Origin of the sequence: Fodinibius sediminis (assembly GCF_900182555.1) — a bacterium.
Classification (GTDB): domain Bacteria; phylum Bacteroidota; class Rhodothermia; order Balneolales; family Balneolaceae; genus Fodinibius; species Fodinibius sediminis.
Map to the genome: position 1 here is coordinate 65133 of NZ_FXTH01000008.1, position 18484 is coordinate 83616.

The 18484-nt window shown below is 52.2% G+C and carries 14 protein-coding genes; 7 read left to right on the plus strand and 7 right to left on the minus strand.

Features of this window, described 5'->3' with window-relative positions; all coding sequences use genetic code 11:
* The first annotated feature begins 62 nt into the window (after nt 1–62).
* Nucleotides 63–287: a hypothetical protein gene (locus FN808_RS10165; RefSeq protein WP_142714483.1), complete on the plus strand. Its 225-nt coding sequence runs from the start codon at nt 63–65 to the stop codon at nt 285–287.
* A gap of 851 nt (nt 288–1138) precedes the next feature.
* On the opposite strand, the gene FN808_RS10170 is transcribed toward FN808_RS10165, so the two are convergent.
* Nucleotides 1139–3310, minus strand: a complete 2172-nt coding sequence (locus tag FN808_RS10170) for a Tex family protein (RefSeq protein WP_142714484.1) — start codon at nt 3308–3310, stop codon at nt 1139–1141.
* 125 nt (nt 3311–3435) lie between these two features.
* Between FN808_RS10170 and FN808_RS10175 the strand changes: the two genes are divergently transcribed.
* Nucleotides 3436–4203, plus strand: a complete 768-nt coding sequence (locus FN808_RS10175; RefSeq protein ID WP_142714485.1) for an inositol monophosphatase family protein — start codon at nt 3436–3438, stop codon at nt 4201–4203.
* 29 nt (nt 4204–4232) lie between these two features.
* Entirely contained in the window at nt 4233–5555 is a 1323-nt protein-coding gene (locus tag FN808_RS10180; protein ID WP_142714486.1) for a glycerate kinase type-2 family protein, read from the plus strand.
* A gap of 288 nt (nt 5556–5843) precedes the next feature.
* Here FN808_RS10180 and FN808_RS18910 read toward each other — a convergent pair whose 3' ends face one another.
* On the minus strand, nt 5844–5981 hold the full coding sequence (locus FN808_RS18910; RefSeq protein WP_185958344.1) for a hypothetical protein: 138 nt from the start codon (nt 5979–5981) through the stop codon (nt 5844–5846).
* Between the two features lie 143 nt (nt 5982–6124).
* Nucleotides 6125–7141 (minus strand): alcohol dehydrogenase, encoded by a 1017-nt coding sequence (locus FN808_RS10185; RefSeq protein WP_221930012.1) that lies wholly within the window; start codon nt 7139–7141, stop codon nt 6125–6127.
* Between the two features lie 179 nt (nt 7142–7320).
* On the opposite strand from FN808_RS10185, the gene FN808_RS10190 reads away from it, so the two are divergent.
* Together FN808_RS10190 and FN808_RS10195 are read left to right on the plus strand one after the other, a co-directional pair.
* Entirely contained in the window at nt 7321–9684 is a 2364-nt protein-coding gene (locus FN808_RS10190; RefSeq protein ID WP_142714487.1) for a M1 family metallopeptidase, read from the plus strand.
* Nucleotides 9685–9747: 63 nt separating this feature from the next.
* On the plus strand, nt 9748–11124 hold the full coding sequence (locus tag FN808_RS10195; protein WP_142714488.1) for a CehA/McbA family metallohydrolase domain-containing protein: 1377 nt from the start codon (nt 9748–9750) through the stop codon (nt 11122–11124).
* Between the two features lie 58 nt (nt 11125–11182).
* On the opposite strand, the gene FN808_RS10200 is transcribed toward FN808_RS10195, so the two are convergent.
* Together FN808_RS10200 and FN808_RS10205 are read right to left on the minus strand one after the other, a co-directional pair.
* Entirely contained in the window at nt 11183–12472 is a 1290-nt protein-coding gene (locus FN808_RS10200) for an ABC transporter permease (protein ID WP_142714489.1), read from the minus strand.
* A gap of 3 nt (nt 12473–12475) precedes the next feature.
* Nucleotides 12476–13396, minus strand: coding sequence for an ABC transporter ATP-binding protein (locus FN808_RS10205; protein WP_142714490.1), 921 nt, complete (start codon nt 13394–13396; stop codon nt 12476–12478).
* Between the two features lie 295 nt (nt 13397–13691).
* On the opposite strand from FN808_RS10205, the gene FN808_RS10210 reads away from it, so the two are divergent.
* On the plus strand, nt 13692–15128 hold the full coding sequence (locus tag FN808_RS10210) for a glycogen synthase (RefSeq protein ID WP_142714491.1): 1437 nt from the start codon (nt 13692–13694) through the stop codon (nt 15126–15128).
* Nucleotides 15129–15147: 19 nt separating this feature from the next.
* Nucleotides 15148–16419: a glucose-1-phosphate adenylyltransferase gene (locus tag FN808_RS10215; RefSeq protein ID WP_142714492.1), complete on the plus strand. Its 1272-nt coding sequence runs from the start codon at nt 15148–15150 to the stop codon at nt 16417–16419.
* Between the two features lie 161 nt (nt 16420–16580).
* On the opposite strand, the gene FN808_RS10220 is transcribed toward FN808_RS10215, so the two are convergent.
* A complete protein-coding gene (locus tag FN808_RS10220) occupies nt 16581–17288 on the minus strand; it encodes a ribonuclease H-like domain-containing protein (RefSeq protein ID WP_142714493.1) in 708 nt (235 codons plus the stop codon).
* A gap of 2 nt (nt 17289–17290) precedes the next feature.
* Nucleotides 17291–18289, minus strand: a complete 999-nt coding sequence (locus FN808_RS10225; protein WP_142714494.1) for an asparaginase — start codon at nt 18287–18289, stop codon at nt 17291–17293.
* Nucleotides 18290–18484: the final 195 nt, after the last annotated feature.

Sequence of the window (18484 nt, forward strand, 5' to 3'; positions counted from 1 at the left end):
TTACCGCGGAATGGAGGCTTCAAAATAAGCTCAGACGGCCCAGGAATTTCTGTGCTTTTTGAATGGAATCAAGTGACGAATTCAAGGGGGGATACCGGAGGCATTGTTGTCTGGTCAGCGGACGTGATGGAGCCATCGAATCAGTCAAGCGAAGAAGAGGTTCCGCCCCTGACGAAGCCGTTCGAATCTTCCTTATCAGGGGGGGGCGGGGTACCGTATTTCAAGGGGCCATTGGGATCATTCCGGGGGCGGCTTTGCGGTTGAAGGGGGAGAGGTCAGGCGCCTGAGGGATCATTAAGAAAGCGGCTGATCAGTCCGGGGGGGAAGAAGATCTGGAGGTGAAAAGAAGGCCTTGGGCAGGGCAGGATAAAGAGCGAAATAAGAGACCGGGATATCTTCAGGGGGTGGCAAACAGCAGGTAAATCAAGGCCGGGAAAAAGATGAAAAGAGGGTCAAGGAAAAGTGATTTGGGACCAATCCGTCATTTTGACATTGCCTGATGGTACTAAGGGTGAAAACCCACTATATGGGGAGATAATTTATTGGGTATCAGAAGGTTATAGGATTTAGGTAGATTTAAGGCACTTTCGCGGGGATAACTGAAGAAAAGTCGTACTATGTTACTGCGTCAAGTGAGATTTTATAATGTTATAAAATACACCAAAGAAACTATATAGCAGTGAGTTAGAATAATAACCTAATAAAATTTCTTGTATATGGAGGAGGACATAATTGAGCGCTGCCTAAATAATTTAGGTGGATATGATTGAATAAGATACGGCTGTTGTCAATAGCAGAGCTGTAAATTTGGTAACAGTAAGGCGCATAGAAAGTTACGATCGTTTATAAATTAGGCCAATACCCATCCGGGATATGTTTTATGAGGCTTAAATAATTTAGGTGAAGGGCAGAAATTGATAATGAGACAATTTATCATGCATAAATTAAAAACAATAACTTAAAGTATAGCAATGGATTAGGATAAATATATAGAAATTACATTTAATAAAATAGCCGCAAACGGTAATGCCGGTCCATGTTTTTGCTTCTTTTGGGGTTTAAAAAACCGCTGGTCATTGCCTGACCAGCGGCTGAAAATGGAAGGGTATTATGACGAAGCTGCAGGGAGGGATTTGCGTTATTTCAGGGCAAGTCCGATGCGTCCGCGCTCCAGGTCGAGTGAGACAATTTGCACTTTTACAATGTCTCCCACCGAGACGATATCATGGGGATCGTCGACCTTGCGGTCGGCCATATTTGAGATGTGAAGCAGCCCGTCCTGCTTCACCCCGATGTCGATGAACGCCCCAAAATCAACCACATTCCGAACCGTACCCTCGAGCACTTGCCCGGTGCTCAAATCTTCCATCTTCATGATGTCTTCGCGGAGCACGGGCTTGGGCAGCGACTCCCTCGGATCGCGACCGGGCTTCTGCAGATTTTCGATAATCAGCTCGAGTGTGGGCACGCCAATACCGACCTGTTTGGCCACTTGTTTTTTATCGATATTGGAGAGCTTTTCAGCAATGGCTTCGTGCTGTTGCTGGAGCTTCGAAAGATCGATATTGAAGAGGTTGCAAAGCGTCTCTGTAGCCTCGTAACTTTCCGGGTGAATGGCGGTATTATCAAGCGGATTTTCAGACTCCGGAATGCGCATGAAACCGGCCGATTGCTGGAAGCGAAATGCGCCCACCCCTTTGATCTCTTTAATCTGTTCACGGCTCGAAAAAATGCCTTCGGTCTCGCGTCTTTTTACAATGTTTTTTGCCACCCTTCGGCTGAGTCCGGAGATGTGTGAAAGCAGCGGAGCGCTGGCCGTGTTCAGGTTGACGCCCACCTGGTTCACGCAGCTTTCCACGACGTCATCCAGCGACTGGGCCAGCTGGTTCTGATTGACATCGTGCTGGTACAGTCCGACCCCGATGGATTTGGGATCGATCTTGACGAGTTCGGCCAGGGGATCCTGTACCCGCCGGGCGATGGAGATGTTACCCCGCTGGGCGGCCTCGAGGTCCGGGAACTCTTCAGCAGCCACCTTGGAGGCGGAGTATACCGAGGCCCCGGCTTCATTGACGATCAGGTAATTGAGTTCTTCGTCCGGATGCTTTTCTTTTCTTTTCTGAATGAAGTTGGCCACAATCTGCTCGGTCTCCCGGCTGGCGGTACCGTTGCCGATGGCAATAAGGTTCACCCCGTATTTATCGATAAGCTTTTCATATATCTCCTCGGCTTCGGCCACTTTGTTCTGGGGTGGCGTGGGATAGGTGGTGGTACCTTCGAGGTACTTGCCTGTCTCATCCACCACCGCTACTTTGCAGCCGGACCGATAGGCCGGGTCGATACCCATGACAACCTTGTGATCCAGCGGCGGCTGCATCAGCAGGCTCGACAGGTTTGTGGCAAAGGTCTCGATGGCATGGGCGTCGGCCTCTTCAGTGAGGTGGTTGCGAAGCTCCCGTTCGAGTGATGGGAAGAGGAGGCGTTTATAGGCATCTTCCACGGCATCCTGCAGGTGTGGTACGAAGATGCTCATATCGTTGGTGATGACGATATCGTCGATATTCTCAAGGGTTACTTCATCCCACAGTTCAACATTGACAAACAGTACATTCTCGCGCTCCCCGCGGTTGATGGCCAGCACCTGGTAGGGTTTGAGGTACTTGGTTTTTTGGGAGAAGTCGTAGTAATCCTCAAAGTTGGTCCGCTTTTCTACGGCTGGATTCTTTTCCGTCTTCAGCACGGAATGTTCCTGGAAGATCTCCCGCAGCTTTTCACGGACCTCCACCGACTCGTTGATCCACTCGGCCACGATGTCGAGGGCACCGTTCATGGCATCCTCGGCCGATTCAACCTCCTGTTCTTCGTCCACAAATTGGGTCGCATGCTCCATGGGATCGCCCTTTTCAATCTCCTGGGCCCAGATGAGCTCAGCCAGGGGCTCAAGCCCTTTTTCCCTGGCCATGTCGCCACGGGTGCGGCGCTTCGGTTTATAAGGCAGGTAGAGGTCTTCCAGGGTATTCAGGTCGCTGCACGATTTGATCTGTTCCTTAAGCTCATCGGTTAGTTTGTCCTGTTCGTCGATGGTTTTTAGAATAGTCTTTTTCCGGTCTTCCAGCGTCCGGTGGAATTCGAGCTTGTCACGCACGTTGCGGATCTGTTCTTCGTCGAGTCCGCCGGTCGCCTCCTGCCGGTAGCGGGCCAGGAAGGGAACCGTGGCACCATCATCCAGAAAATCAGCCACTGAACTGACCTGCTTGGCTGAAAGGTTAAGTTCGCTGGCGATGCTGCTATAAATCTGTGATTCGGTCATATTTGGGGTTGGAAGGTTGAATATTAGAAATTACCTATTGCTGTATGCTCAAAAATTCTGAATTCTTGATTCTGAATTCTATATTGCGGTAGCAGAAAATAATCACCCTAGGACTAATAATACACATGAATTCGGATCTTGATGTTATTCACCAGGCAGCGATTGAAATTGCCCGGAAGGGCGGTACGCATACGCTTAACTATTTTCAACAATCGGTCGATGTAGAACGCAAGTCAGACGATTCGCCGGTAACGGTTGCGGACCGTGAGGCGGAGTCGGTGATGCGGGAGGCCATTGGTGAACGATTTCCGGATCATGGCATTATCGGTGAGGAGCACGGTCATACGAATGAGTCCAGTTCGATCCAGTGGATCCTGGATCCGATTGACGGTACCAAATCCTTTATCCACGGTGTGCCGTTTTATACGACGCTTATTGGCGTAGTGATTGAGGACGAACCGTCGGTGGGCATTATTCATGCCCCGGCACTGGAGGAAATGTGTGAAGCCGCCCGGGGCAAAGGAGCTCGACTGAATGGCAAGGTCTGCCGCGTGCGAGAGTGTAAAACCCTTGGCGAAGCCACCTTTCTGAGCACGGATGTATATACGCCCGCCCTGTGTAACTACGGGGAGGCCTTTGATACGCTGATTCAGAAGACGCGGCTTCACCGCACCTGGGGCGATGCCTACGGGCACATGATGGTGGCTACGGGACGGGCCGACCTGATGTTTGACCCGGAATTGCACATCTGGGATGCCGCTCCGCTGCTAACGGTGCTGCGGGAGGCAGGAGGCATCTTTTGTGACACTGCCGGCAAAGAAACGATCGAGTCGGGCAACGGGTTTTCCTGCAGCCGCACCTTGCTCCCGGAGGTGCTGGAAGTGTTCAATTAATCGCTCATACTGTTAACCAGAGGCTAATTATGGCCAAATGTCAAGACCTGGTAGACCTGTTTAAAGAAACGCTGAAGGCCACTTCGCCCGGGCAGGCCATAGCCGATGCGGTGACAATGCGAGATGGAGAACTGCTTGTCAATGAATCGGCCTGGGATCTGCATGGTCGGCCGGTCTGCGTGCTGGCAGTTGGCAAAGCCTCCGTTCCCATGTACCAAAGCCTGGATGAGATACTGGGGCAGAAAATTACTCAAAGTCTTGTGATAACCCCGGATAAAGAGGCCCTGTCGGCGTGCGGTGCCGGGGAAGTGCTGGTGGGGGCCCACCCGGTACCGGATGAACGAAGCCTGCGGGCCGGACGCCGGGCGGCCCGCTTTATGGAGGAGGTGCCCCGGGAGGCCTTGGTAATTACCCTGATCTCAGGGGGAACTTCCTCGCTCATGTGCTGGCCGGAGGAGGGGATTTCCATCAGCGAGCTGAGCCGGACCTACGAGCTTCTGAACAAATCGGGGGCTGCTATTCGGGAGATCAATACGGTGCGCAGGCACTGCAGCCGGATCAAGGGGGGGCAGCTGCTCCGCTATATGCCCGGTGAGGCAACCCTCATCGACCTTTTGATTTCTGATGTGCCGGGTGACGACCCGGCTATTATCGGGAGCGGTCCGACGACCCCGGATCATTCTACGTTCCAGGATGCTTATCATATTTTGCTTGAGTACGAACTGTGGGAGGACCTGCCGGCCCCGGTGCGCAGTCATATTGAAAGAGGCCTGGATGGAGTGGACCCTGATGTGGTGCAGCCCGGCGAGGATCCGGTTGGTAATCACGTACAGCATGTGATAAGCTCGGCGCGCCTGTTTGCCCGTAGGGCCGCTGACATTTCCCGGTCGAAGGGTATCCGTGCCTCCGTGGTTGAAGAGCCGTACAACGCCGATGTGGAAGCGGTGGCAGCCTGGATAATGGAACAGGTATTTGCCGGTGAACATGAAAAGGAGAGGCCGCAATTATTCCTGTTTTACGGGGAGAGTACCGTGAAGGTTACCGGCTCCGGCAAGGGAGGGCGCAACCAGGAGCTGGCTCTGCGGGGTGCACAGAAAATTGCAGGGGAGGAAGGGATCTGCTGGCTGAGTGCCGGCACTGACGGCATTGACGGACCCACGGATGCAGCCGGTGCGCTGGTGGATGGCCGGCTGATAGAACGCGCCGTGAAACAGGGGCTTGACCCGGCGGACTACCTGGATGATAACGACGCCTATCATTTTCATGAGCATATGGGGACGCTGGTGAAAACCGGCCCTACCGGAAATAATCTTATGGATGTGGTGTTTGTAGCCGTGAATTTTGAAGCATGAGGCCTTTTGACGGGCGGTGCCGTCGGGCGCTGTTTACGGCTAAGCCCAAAAGAGAGTCCTTGCCGCCCAGGAGCAAGATCTTATTTTGAAATTGGTCATTCTTGGAGGGAGCCTCTCCCGCGGTGTTTATTATCCCGGCACGATATTCCCGTTAGTCTCCTGAGCCATTGGTTTCATGGTTGGATACTGTTCGGTTTTCGAAGATATACTGGCTGTGATAAGCCTTTAAGCTTGAAAGAGCCAGAATTATGCACAGCGCTGAAAGCTGTCAGGCAGAAAGGATGTAGTTCAACGGGAGGCCCCGGGAAGAGAATCGACGAATTTTGGTTTAAAGTCCGCACCGACGGCCACCGGGTGATCAGCATCCAGGCTCGCCGCCAGTGCAGAGAAGTTAAATTCGCCGTCATTGCCTGGGTACTTATCCATCCCTGGAAAGTGAAAGTAAAGCCGCAAAGGTTTCTTGCAGGGCAATGACGATTGTATAATTGACGCATGGGTTAAGTGGAACATCAGGGCCTGAGAAACGCTTTTAATGTGTTCCTTGCATTCCGGAAGCCCTGGTTGGGAGTTCACCCGATGTCAAGAACAACACGGAAACGGGCCTCGTTGTTGATCATACGCTCATATGCTTCGTTAGCCTGTTCCAGGGGATAGGTTTCAACCTTCGGAGTTATGTCCTGGAGGGCGCTGAAATTGAGCGTATCTTCAGAGTCCCTGGCATCGCCACTGGGCCATCCGGATACAGATTTTCGTCCCATGATCAGCTGCAGGGGCGATACTTCAATGGGATCGCCGGTGGCGGCTACGACCATCAGCTGCCCGTTGCGTCCCAGTCCGTCGACGACCGAGGAGATGGCTTCGCTGTTCGGTGCGGTAGCAAGAATAACTTTGGCTCCCCCCATCTTTTGTAGTTCCTCCGCGGCATCTGTGGCCTCAGTATCAATATAAGTGTGGGCTCCCAGTTCCCGGGCCAGCTCCTTTTTGGCCGGTCCTCGGGAGAGGGCCGCCACTTTGCAGCCAAATTTGTGGGCATATTGCACGCCCAGGTGACCCAGTCCGCCAATGCCCTGTACCGCGACAAGATCACCGGGCTCGAGGTTGCTGTTTCGCAGTGCGTTAAAGGTGGTGATGCCTGCGCAAAGCAGTGGAGCCGCTTCCGCTGAGTTGAGTGCTTCCGGGATGGCGGCGAGCGCGCTTTCGGGCGCTGTCATATACTCGGCGTAGCCACCGTCGAAATGCAGTCCGGTCACCTGTGCGTTCTCACAATTGATAAAATCACCGTTGCGGCAAGACTCACAGGTATAGCAGTGTCCGCCGTGCCAGCCAACACCGACGCGTTGTCCTTCTTTCCACTGGCTTACGTCACTTCCCCGTTCTTCCACAATTCCGATGACCTCATGTCCCGGAGTCCGGGGGTACTCTATACCCGGCATGAGGCCGTCCTTGACAAAGGCGTCGCTGTGACAAATTCCGCAGGCCTGCACCCTGATCAGAACTTCATCGCTGCCGGGGGTGGGGATATCTTTTTCCACGGCTTCAAAATCTCCGCCTGCTTCCGTTATCTGCATGGCTTTCATTGTACTCATAAGTATCAATTCTTTGGTGTTAATATTGTATTGAGGTATGAAGGTAACAGCAGATCATGCTAAATCATTTGCCCGGGAGGGAATAAAACAAGGGCGGAAGACTAAAAATTTATGCAATTCCATAAGACTCCTTATATTCTTCTGTTTCAGCAAGGGGAATTAACCTATAGGAGAATATTATGAGCGGCATTTACGGGCTTTCATATTTTTTAAAGAGGAAACCATTGTTTATTGTCTTAATACTGGGGGGGATCCTGTCGGCTCCGGCACAAGCACTTTTTGCCCAGTCGTTTGATTACGAGCGTTACCCGAAATTGGATTTTGACTTCACCCATATGCAGCTTGAAATGGGCCTGCAGCCCCAAAATATGCGCATGAATGGGGCCGTAACCTACCAGGTCAAAGCCAACATAAGCGGGGCTGATACGGTTACATTGTATGCCGCCCATATGGAAATCAGTGCAGCCTCGGTGGATGGGGAGAGGGTGGAGTTTCAGCTGAAGAACGATTCGCTGCTGATCCCGCTTTTAGAACCCGCAGAGAGGGGACAGAACCATGAAATATGGGTTCGCTACAGTACCACTCCCGGTTTTGGACTTCTGAAGAACAATAACGGCACGGTCTGGACCTCACAGCTTCCGCGGGCGCAGCGCCACTGGGTTCCCATCCTCGATAATCCGCATGTTGCCATGCCAACGGATCTTAAAATTTCCGTCCCCGCGGAGTTTACGGCCTGGGCAACAGGACGCAAAGTGGGAGAGGAAGCCGTGAATGAAGAAGTGACGCAGTATAACTTTGTTTCCAAGACAGACATTCCGGCCTCGGAACTGGCTTTTGCCATTGGAAATTTTCAGAGCCAGTCTACCACCTTCGGGATCAAGCGAATCAATATGGCCGTGGAGCAGGAACCGTCGGGTGAGGTTGATCTGCAGCAGCTGTTACAGCAGTCGTACGACTGGCTGGGAAAAGTGGAAACGGAGATGCAATCGGAATTTCCCTATGAGCGCCTGAATATCGTGATTATGAATGATCACGGATGGGAAACCAAATCATGGGGCGGGGGAACCATTTTTATTTATCAGAACAGGGGCAGTTTGCAGCATCAGCTTCTCCGGGGAATCATCGGGCAGTGGATAGGCAGCAGTCAGCGGGCCGCGCAGTGGAGCGAGGCGGATGCGATTACCCTTTACCAGACGCTTGTACAGCAGTCCATGACCGGCAGCACGCCAACGCTTGACGTACAAGACCTGCCCCGGCAGTCAACACCAAGCGTTTATGATGTCTTTGGCCCGGAGCGGTGGAACGCCTGGCAGCAGCAGTGGCTGCAGTGGAAAGAGCAGTCGAAGGCCTGGATGATATCCGATACCCATCCCGGGATGCTCGAACAGCTGTCTCCTGTCGTCCAATGGAGCGACTATGCCGATTTATGGTATCAGAAGAGCGGCCAGCCCATGTTTGAGATCCCCCGGCTCACCGTGGCCCACGATACCTCGGCCGCCGATACAACGGTTGCCGACTCCGTAATTTACCGGGTACGATACAACCGCGACCTGGCGGGTGAAAGCATTACCCTGGGCTTCGAAGCGGTACAGGGGGGCTATGATGAGCTTAAAACGCTCCGGTTGCATAAAGTGTACGCCGAAGGGATTGAGACGGGAGAGGTAACCTTCACCGGGCTGTCCGACTCTGTGACGGTTTCTGTATCGCCGGACATTCGAACCCTGCGTCTTGAGGTCCCGCAAGAACTGCGCCTTGGCATCGAAGAACACAAACCGGTTCCTTTTCTGATTTACGAGCTGCGCAATGCTGAATCATTGAATCAGCGGGTACGGGCCGCCCGCAATCTGGGCAAGCACACGGACAATCCGGACCTGCAGCTGGCCATTGTTGACGCCCTGGAGGGCAATGTAGAGCCCGACGTACGGGCGGCATTGCTGATGTCCCTGGCAGACATCACGCGGGGCGCTGCCGGTACGGAGCAGCTGTTTCTGGAGGCCCTGCAAAGCGAGAGCCGCCTTGTACAGAAAGCAGGACTGAAGGCGCTCCAGAATTATCCGGAAAGCGTGGAAATTCAGAAAAGGGTCAGGCAGATGACCGCAAGTACAAACCACATAGCCATCTTCAAACAGGGCATATCCGTACTCTCCGGCATTGCGACACAGGAAGAACTTGACGCATTCCTTTCGGAGGTTGCACGCCGCGATACCGTGGGCTACCGATCGGTGGCCGCCATACGTCAGCTGGCCTCGAAGGGGGAGACGGGAATGCTGACCGAGGCTGAGCGCTTCCTCGGCGGGAGCTATGATTACGGGGTGCGGCAGGAGGCCCTGGAGGTTCTTACCGAATATGATGAAAATGCCCAGAACTGGCTGCAGCGGGGAAGGGAATTATTGACGGAGTCGCGGGATCCGCGCATACGGTTTTTGGTCGTCCGGGGACTGCTTCAACACCAGAACTCCGAAATCGTTTCTTTCCTTAGTGAGTATCTGTCGGATGAATATGATGCCCGCGTCTACCGGGCGATAAGTGAGGGTATGCGCTGAAAGGAGCTAAGGCCTGCGGCTGATGAAAACAAATAACCGGGATTAATAACATTATTACAGAGCATGAAAACAGGTTTAAAAAAGGGATTTATCACCGCTGTATTACTGATGATTGGGTTGGGGGGCGCTGATGCCCAGTCAGCTCACCCGGCGGATCATGCATCTCACCATACGCATAAGACCGTTGATTATACCGTTGATCCGGATACTCGGGAAGAAGCGACTCCGGTGCCCGATGAAGAAGGCTTCTACTGGTGGAAGGGGAACCTGCACACGCATACGCTGTGGAGCGATGGTGATCATTTTCCTGAGACCGTGGCAAAGTGGTACAGGAATAATGGGTATCACTTCCTGTCACTGTCCGATCATAATACCCTCCAGACCGGTGATAAATGGATTCAACCCCGCCTCAGCCGGTATGCCGCCTCCGCCGGCGGAGTGGATGTGTTTGAGCAGTACCTGGAAGAATTCGGGAAAGAGTGGGTGGAGTTCAACAGGAAGGACGATACCCTGCAGGTTCGTCTGAAACCCCTTAGCGAGTACCGCCATCTCTTTGAGGAACCCGGCCGCTTTCTGTTGATCCAGGGTGAGGAGATCACGGATGAAAAGGTGATCCATATGAACGCCCACAATATCGGTTCGTTTATTGAGCCGCAGGGCGGAGAAACCGTGCGGGCCATCATCCAGAATAATGTGAATGCCGTGCATAAGCACCAGAAAGAGTCCGGCCGTCCGGTGCTGCCTCACCTGAACCATCCCAATTTTCACTATGCCGTAACGGCTGAAGATCTGGCCCATATCAGTGGACTGCGGTTCTTTGAGGTATATAACGGGCACCGGGGCGTACAGAATTACGGCGATGAGCATCATGTGGACCTGGACCGGTACTGGGATATTGTGCTGACCCTGCGCCTGGCGCACCTGGATAAAGGCATTATGTATGGACTGGCCACCGACGATGCTCATCACTACGATGGGAGTACGGACCACACAGCTTTGCCCGGCCGCGGATGGGTGATGGTGAAAGCCCGCTACCTGACGCCCCGTCATATCATAACCGCTCTTAAAAAGGGCGACTACTATGCCACAACCGGGGTAACACTGCGTGATTTTAGCGCGAGGGATAAGGAATACCTGGTGGAGATTGAACCTGAAGAGGGGATTGATTATAAAATCCAGTTTATCGGCACGCCCAAAGATCATGATATCTCAAGTGAGGAGGTTCTGGATGAAAATGGAAAGCCGATACGGGCGACCCGCACTTACAGCAGGGAGATCGGACAAGTGTACAGGGAGGTGGAAGGCACGCAGGCCAAATACGAGTATACGGGCGATGAATTATACGTCCGGGCCAAAATCATTTCTACCAAGAAACACCCCAATCCCTTCCAGGAAGGCGAAACGGAAATGGCCTGGACCCAGCCTGTATTGGTGGAATGAACTTGGTGAACGGAAGCCGCGGCCGGTTATTCATAGTGACAGGAGGGAGTAACGGCAGCTACTCCCTGATCCATTTCCACAATTCCTTGAATCCGGCACTGTTGCCGTAGCTGAGGATGCCCACGCTGTAGATTTTGGCACTCAGCCACATGGTCAGGGCGAAGGTGACGATCATTAGAAGGATAGACAGGGATATCTGCCAGAAGGGAACATCGGTGATCGCAATGCGGGTTATCATGACAATGGGCGTACAGAAGGGGATAAGGGAACCCGCCACGGCCAGGGTGCTGTCAGGGTTCTCCATGGCGCGAAACATGATAAAATAGCCGATCATGACGGGAATCATGATGGGAAACATGAACTGCTGGGTGTCGGTTTCTGAATCCACGGCAGATCCTATGGCGGCAAAAAGAGAGCTGTACAGCAGGTATCCCAGGATAAAGAAGAGAACGAAATAGAGAATGAGGGAGGGTGAAATATCAGGCATCGTGAAGATCGCGGGATCTATACCGCCTGCCCCTTCCGGGACGGTTGTCATACCCGGATCAGAGCGCAGCAGGATGCCGGCCAGCGGCCCGGCCGCGGTGGCGAGGGCAAAAAAGGAGGCCAGCCAGAAGGTTAGTTGAGAGATGGCAAGCGCCCCTACGCCGGCCATCTTTCCCAGCAGCAGTTCAATGGGTTTGACCGAGGAGGTGATGACTTCAATGATGCGATTGGTTTTTTCCTCAATGACGCTTCGGGTCAGCATGCCCCCGTAGCCCAAGACAGATCCAAAAATAATGATCCCCATCGCCATGCCCACAAGCGTCAGGAAGCCGGTGTCATCTTCGGTTGCCTCACCCTGGGGGCTGAGCTTAACGGTCGACAGGGAAATGCCAGTGGCAAAAATTTGCTGTACTTCCTCAGAAACCTCGGCGCGGGCAATGCGCTCATCGCGGATGACGGTTTGGAGATCGGACTGGATGCTTGACTGCAGGCTGATGCCCCCGGCGCCGCTGGATACAAAGCGGGGATTTTCCTCGAGCCTGAGATGGGCCTCGCTGAGCACTACATAACCATCGATCCTTTCATGCAGTACCCGTGCATCAAGAGAATCGTCCGACAGGGGGGATAGATCCTGGTACCGGTCGCCCGCCAGCTTTTCCAGCCGGGGATAAAGGGCACCGGTTTTGTCGACGACGCCGATCGTATGTTCCGCTCCGCTGTCCCATAGGGCAATGCCAATGCCTGTGCCGATGAAGGCAAGCATGCCGAGCGGTATCAGGATGGTGGCAATAATGAATCCCCTGGATCGAAGGCGGGTTACATATTCTCTTTTGAGGACCAGTAAAATCTGGTGGAAGTTCATGGTTCAGGCCAGTTCCTTGGGATTGATGTTGTCTTCGCCTACCGTGGAAATAAAAATTTCGGTCAGAGAGGGTTCCACCCGTTCAAATTTATAGATCTCGGCATGCTGCATCGCCAGCTGAAGTATCTGTTGGATGTCCTGGCCATTGAGTACCCGTATCTCGGCAAAATTCGTAGACCGGTTGTTGATACGTACCTGCTCAAGACGGTCGAGGAAGGTGGGATCTCCCTGGAATTCTATGGTCACCGTATTCTTTCCGAACGACTGCTTGATCTCACGCAAATTGCCCTTGAGTACCACCTGCCCCTTGTTGAACAGGCAGATGTCATCACACATCTGTTCCACCTGTTCCATGCGGTGCGTGGAGAAGAGAACGGTTTTGTCCTTCTGGCGAAGTTCAATGACGATCTCCTTGAGCATTTCGCTGTTGATGGGATCGAGACCGCTGAACGGTTCGTCAAAGATATAGATATCCGGATCATGGGCTATGGTAGCGATAAACTGAATTTTCTGGGACATGCCCTTGGATAACTCCCCCACTTTTTTGTGATACCAGTCGGAGGCATCAAAGCGATCGAGCCAGTACCTGGTGGTCTTCCGGGCCTCATCGTAGGTTAACCCCTTCAGCCTGGCCAGGTAGATCAGCTGTTCGCCGACTTTCATCTTTTTGTACAGGCCCCGTTCCTCGGGCATATAGCCAATCATTTTCTGGGTCTGTGAACTTGCTTTGCGGCCATTGATGGTGATGGTACCCGCATCGGGGATAATGATATGATTGATCATGCGGATGGCCGTGGTTTTTCCAGCGCCATTGGGGCCCAGAAGTCCGAAGATACGTCCTTTTTCCACTTCGAAGTTCACCTCCTTGACGGCCTGGGTTTTGCCGAATGATTTGCTGATACTATTAACATTGATAACGGCCATAGGCGGGTACTACCTTCGTCACGGGGTGATCTTATTATGTTCACAGCCTTTATTTGTTTCCGGCATTCTCCAGCCCCAGGGCTGATTTACGGAATACAGCAGCTTGTGAAACAGGGAGTTAATAAATCGTGTTTCAAAATGTACGGGATGTTAATGCTTGTTAGTCAAAAAATAAAGATTTTGATTGGACTATAAACTTTAATTAATTAGTCATTGAAATAAGACTGGTTATTTTTGTACTATGGTTAAGGAAATGGGGCAGAGACACCTAGAACATCAAAAAGAGTTTTAGAATATGAAGATAATTCACCTGAGTGCAGAATGTTACCCGGTTGCCAAAGTGGGAGGACTGGCGGATGTGGTGGGAGCACTGCCCAAATACCTGGTCCAACAGGAGGTTGAGGCATCGGTTGCCATGCCCAAATATGATAACGAATGGGTTTCAAAGCATGAATTTGAAACGGTATTTGAAGGACGGGCCCCGCTGGGGGATTGGGAATTTGATTTTCGCATCCAGCGAGAAGTCGATGACACTCTGGGATTTCCGCTGTTTATGGTGGATATCCCCGGCCTGTTTGACCGCCCCGGCGTATATGTTGAACAGGAAAGCGGGGCGCCCTACGGGGATGAGTTTGAGCGGTTTATAAGTTTTCAGATTGCAGTGCTTGACTGGATAAACCAGATGTCCCGGAAACCCGAGGTGGTTCACTGCCACGACCATCATACCGCGCTGGTGCCCTTTATGATGACTCAGAGTTACCGGTATCAGGCATTGAAGCATATTCCTACGGCACTTACCGTGCATAATGGCGAGTACCAGGGGGTTTATGATCACGGGCGGCAAAATATGCTCCCGTATTTTGACCCGCAAACCGAGGGGCTGCTGGATTGGGACGGTCGGCTGAACAGTCTGGCGGCAGGGCTTAAAACCTGCTGGAAGATTACGACGGTTTCACCCTCATACATGGAAGAACTTGGCTATGACAGCCATGGCCTGGAGGGTCTTTTCCAGCATGAAAAGCAGAAGTCGCAGGGCATCATCAATGGAATTGACACCGAGGTGTGGGATCCGGCAACGGACCCGATGATTGCCCACCACTACGACCGTCAAAAGACGGCGGACGGAAAACGAAAGAACAAGCAGGCGTTATGTGAGCAGTTCGGGCTCGATCCGCAGTATCCGACGATATCGTTCATCGGACGGCTGGTGCACGAAAAGGGAGCTGACATGCTTCCAGACCTGTTTCGCACTTTCCTGGAATCGCCGCAGAGCGTGAACTTTATTGTGCTGGGAACGGGCGATCGTAATTTGCACCGCCAGTTTGAGGCGATGAGCAGCCGTTTTGTCGGCTATTTTGATGCGGCACTGGACTACAACGAGCCGCTTGCGCATCAAATTTATGCGGGAAGCGATTTCATGATTATGCCCTCGCGTGTTGAACCCTGCGGACTGAACCAGATGTATTCCATGCGCTATGGTACCGTGCCCATCGTTCGTAAAACTGGAGGATTGAAGGATACAGTTGTAGATCTGGGCGATCCCGATGGATACGGCATTACCTTCTACGACTTTTCTCTCGATGCGGCCCGGCATGCGGTCCAGCGAGCCATTGACCTGTTCAGACAGGGGCGTAAAATGGCAGCGCTTCGAAAAAAAATTATGCATCTCGATTTTTCTTGGAATGCTTCAGCTAAAAAGTATATTGCATTATATAAAGAACTGTCAAATTAACGGATAAAATCATTCATCTATGCATAGCTCTACGATAGCTGTTATTCTTGGAGGGGGGCAGGGAACACGCCTTTATCCACTTACAAAACTTCGGTCCAAGCCGGCTGTGCCCATTGCGGGCAAGTATCGCCTGGTGGATATACCAATTTCGAATTGCCTGAATTCAGGAATTCGTCGAATCTATGTCCTTACCCAGTTTAATTCGGCCTCTCTGAATCGGCATATTAAAAATACCTATAACTTCGATGTGTTCAGCAGTGGCTTTGTGGATATCCTGGCGGCCGAGCAGACGCCGAAGAGTAAGAACTGGTATCAGGGAACGGCCGACGCGGTTCGCCAGTCGATTCACCATATGACTAACAAGCAGCACAAGCATGTTGCTATCCTCTCGGGCGATCAGCTTTACCAGATGGATTACCGTAAAATGATTGAGAAGCATGAAAACAATAATGCTGATCTCACGGTCGCCACTATTCCGGTCGAGGCCGAGGATGCCACGGGCTTTGGGATTATGAAAACCAACGAGTCGGGTTTGATAGAACGCTTTATCGAAAAACCGGACAAAGAGGAGCTGGACCAGTGGCAGTCGGATATGCCTGAAAAGTTTCGCAGCCAGGGGCGCCATTACCTGGCTTCCATGGGCATCTACATATTCAAGAAGGAAGTGCTTACAGAGCTGCTGGACCGCTATGAGGATTCCACAGATTTTGGAAAGGGCATCATCCCCAAGGCCATCGAGGATAACTACCGGGTGCAAAGTTATGAATATGACGGCTACTGGACCGACATAGGAACGGTGAAATCGTTCTTCAAGGCAAACTTGGCATTGACGGACGATCTGCCAGAGTTTAACCTCTACGACAACGAAGATTTTATTTATACTCGCGCACGCCTGCTGCCGGCATCCAAACTGTCGGGTACGACTTTTGATCATTCGGTACTCGCCGAAGGATGCCTGATTGAGGCCAGCCGCATAGAACGGTCGGTCATCGGCATTCGATCGCGTATCGGCAAGGGGACGACCATCGAGCGCTCCATCATCATGGGCAACGACTATTTTCAGTCGCGGGAGGAGCTTGATCAGAAAGACAGCGACCAGCCACCCATGGCCATTGGCGAGCGCTGCTTTATCAGCAATGCCATCATTGATAAAAACTGCAGCATAGGCAATGATGTGCGTATTGCCGGTGGCGATCACCTGGAAGACGGCGACTACGGGGAATATCACGTGGTTGACGGGATCGTGATTGTGCCCAAGCGTTCGGTTATCAAAGATGGGACTAAAATATAGTATTCCTTGTCCAGGGTTTCCAGAAGGTCGGGGATACAAAAGCGTATCCGGGATTCTTGCCCCATCCCGATTCCGTACATACAGAGGATAAGACCGAAACTTACTGGAATGATTCAGGACCAGGGGCACCGCCTGGCATGTGCCTGTGCCCGGCTCTGATGCTATGTGTCCTGGATTTCTTTCAGTTTGCCCATGGCGCGGTCGTTCAGGTTTTCGAATAGTTCTCTGTTGATATCACCGACCGTATATTTCAGGTGCAGCCATACCACATAGGTGGCCATTACGTCTTCATAGCAGTAGTGCTCGATCTCGGGGAGTTCATCCCGCCTATACATTTCCAGGACTTCATGACCTTCCCCGGTTTGTTTGAAGGGGATGTCGATAAGGTATCCCAGGTGCTTTAGCTTGGGCCAGGAGCTGGCACCGTAATTGCTGAACTCATCCAGCAGATCGATATTATCATTGCTGTACCGGTATTTGATATCGTAGTGATTGAGCCGTACCGGCATCTGCATGCTGTGCTTCATGGCCCGGTAGGTAAGCAGGGGAAGATCAAAACCACGGCCGTTGTGATGAATAAGACCAAAATCTTTGTAGGTGCTCAGCGCATCAAACAAGCTTCGCAACCCTTCTTTTTCGTCCGTGCCATGCCAGGCAACTTTCTGTTTCGGCGAGCCGTTGTTTTCGATCCATAGCCCTACCCAGGAGACCATCCGGTGGAACATGGGGGGGAGGAAGCCGGATGTATTGCGTGCGAGCTCTTCACTTGCCTGAATCAAGAGGTCGTCTTCATCTTCTTCGGGATGATCGATAACTTTTCGGACGAATTCAAAATCGGGAACTGTTTCAACGTCAAAAATGAAAAACATGATTATTTCGTTAATTCACCTGCCAAATTCTTGTTAAATAGGCTGCCTGCCGTATCGTTATCGGCATGCCGCCCCAAAAGATACATTAATTTTGTGAGCGTTGCTTCGGTGGTCATATCCCCGGCCCCGAGGATGCCCATCTCCAGGGCCCTACGGCCGCTTTCATAGTTGGACAGGTCAACGGCATCATAAGCGGCCTGGGAGGTGATAACCAGCAGAATATCATCGGCGACGCATTGTTCAAAAAAAGGAAGCAGGCTTTGGGCGCCCCGGATGGGAAAGTTACCACTGCCAAAAGCTTCGATGACCAGGGCCCTTGTATGGTCCAGGGGGAGCTTCCTCAAAAAGGAGGGGTTGAGCGAGGGATAAATTTTCAGCAGAAAAACGGCATCGGAAAAGGTGGTCGAAAGCTGCAGGCTTCCGTTCGGCTGCCGGATGGTGGGCCGCATGTCAATATGCAGGCCAATCTCGGCCAGGGGAGGGTAGTTGGGAGAGGCAAAAGCATCGAAGTCGCCAATGCTTATTTTCGTTGCCCGGTTGCCGCGATATACAAAATCATTAAAGCAGATGGCTACCTCCGGCAGTTCGGTAGTCGCCATTTCAATAGCATTAATCAGGTTCCGGCGGGCATCGCTTCGGATGCTGCTCATCGGGACCTGGCTTCCGGTCATGATGATAGGTTTGCGCGAATTTTGCAGGGCAAAGGACAGGGCCGAGGCCGTGTATGCCATGGTGTCCGTTCCGTGCAGGATGACGAATCCGTCATAATGGTGATAGTGCTGATGGATGAATGACGCCAGTTCAGCCCAGTGCGCCCTGTTTATATCAGAGCTGTCTTCCAGGAAAAGACGCTGCGTCTCAACCCGGGCAATTTCGGAAAGGTCGGGCAGGGTGCGTGAAATGAGGTCTGCCCATTTTGAGGTATCCAGGGTCGGTTTTTGATGAGGGCTGGTATCCATGGCTATGGTACCGCCGGTCTGAATCAACAGGATGTTTTTCATGGATCTGAATATTGTTCGGGTGCAGCTTATGTTACCAAATTTAAAACAAAGTATTGAGTTCAAATCTTTTTTTGTATTACTTACCTATGTAATCCAAGTTGCCGGTAACTGTTATGGGGAACATACAATGCACTTGTGGAGAGAATTGTTGGCATCCACCCATGCGTACCGTTTCCGGCCTTTTCCCATCCATTA

Excerpts from the sequence above, each read along its gene's own strand:
- FN808_RS10165 (WP_142714483.1), top strand. The coding sequence starts at position 63 with ATGGAATCAAGTGACGAATTCAAGGGGGGATACCGGAGGCATTGTTGT.
- FN808_RS10170 (WP_142714484.1), bottom strand. The coding sequence starts at position 3,310 with ATGACCGAATCACAGATTTATAGCAGCATCGCCAGCGAACTTAACCTT.
- FN808_RS10175 (WP_142714485.1), top strand. The coding sequence starts at position 3,436 with ATGAATTCGGATCTTGATGTTATTCACCAGGCAGCGATTGAAATTGCC.
- FN808_RS10180 (WP_142714486.1), top strand. The coding sequence starts at position 4,233 with ATGGCCAAATGTCAAGACCTGGTAGACCTGTTTAAAGAAACGCTGAAG.
- FN808_RS18910 (WP_185958344.1), bottom strand. The coding sequence starts at position 5,981 with ATGGATAAGTACCCAGGCAATGACGGCGAATTTAACTTCTCTGCACTG.
- FN808_RS10185 (WP_221930012.1), bottom strand. The coding sequence starts at position 7,141 with ATGAGTACAATGAAAGCCATGCAGATAACGGAAGCAGGCGGAGATTTT.
- FN808_RS10190 (WP_142714487.1), top strand. The coding sequence starts at position 7,321 with ATGAGCGGCATTTACGGGCTTTCATATTTTTTAAAGAGGAAACCATTG.
- FN808_RS10195 (WP_142714488.1), top strand. The coding sequence starts at position 9,748 with ATGAAAACAGGTTTAAAAAAGGGATTTATCACCGCTGTATTACTGATG.
- FN808_RS10200 (WP_142714489.1), bottom strand. The coding sequence starts at position 12,472 with ATGAACTTCCACCAGATTTTACTGGTCCTCAAAAGAGAATATGTAACC.
- FN808_RS10205 (WP_142714490.1), bottom strand. The coding sequence starts at position 13,396 with ATGGCCGTTATCAATGTTAATAGTATCAGCAAATCATTCGGCAAAACC.
- FN808_RS10210 (WP_142714491.1), top strand. The coding sequence starts at position 13,692 with ATGAAGATAATTCACCTGAGTGCAGAATGTTACCCGGTTGCCAAAGTG.
- FN808_RS10215 (WP_142714492.1), top strand. The coding sequence starts at position 15,148 with ATGCATAGCTCTACGATAGCTGTTATTCTTGGAGGGGGGCAGGGAACA.
- FN808_RS10220 (WP_142714493.1), bottom strand. The coding sequence starts at position 17,288 with ATGTTTTTCATTTTTGACGTTGAAACAGTTCCCGATTTTGAATTCGTC.
- FN808_RS10225 (WP_142714494.1), bottom strand. The coding sequence starts at position 18,289 with ATGAAAAACATCCTGTTGATTCAGACCGGCGGTACCATAGCCATGGAT.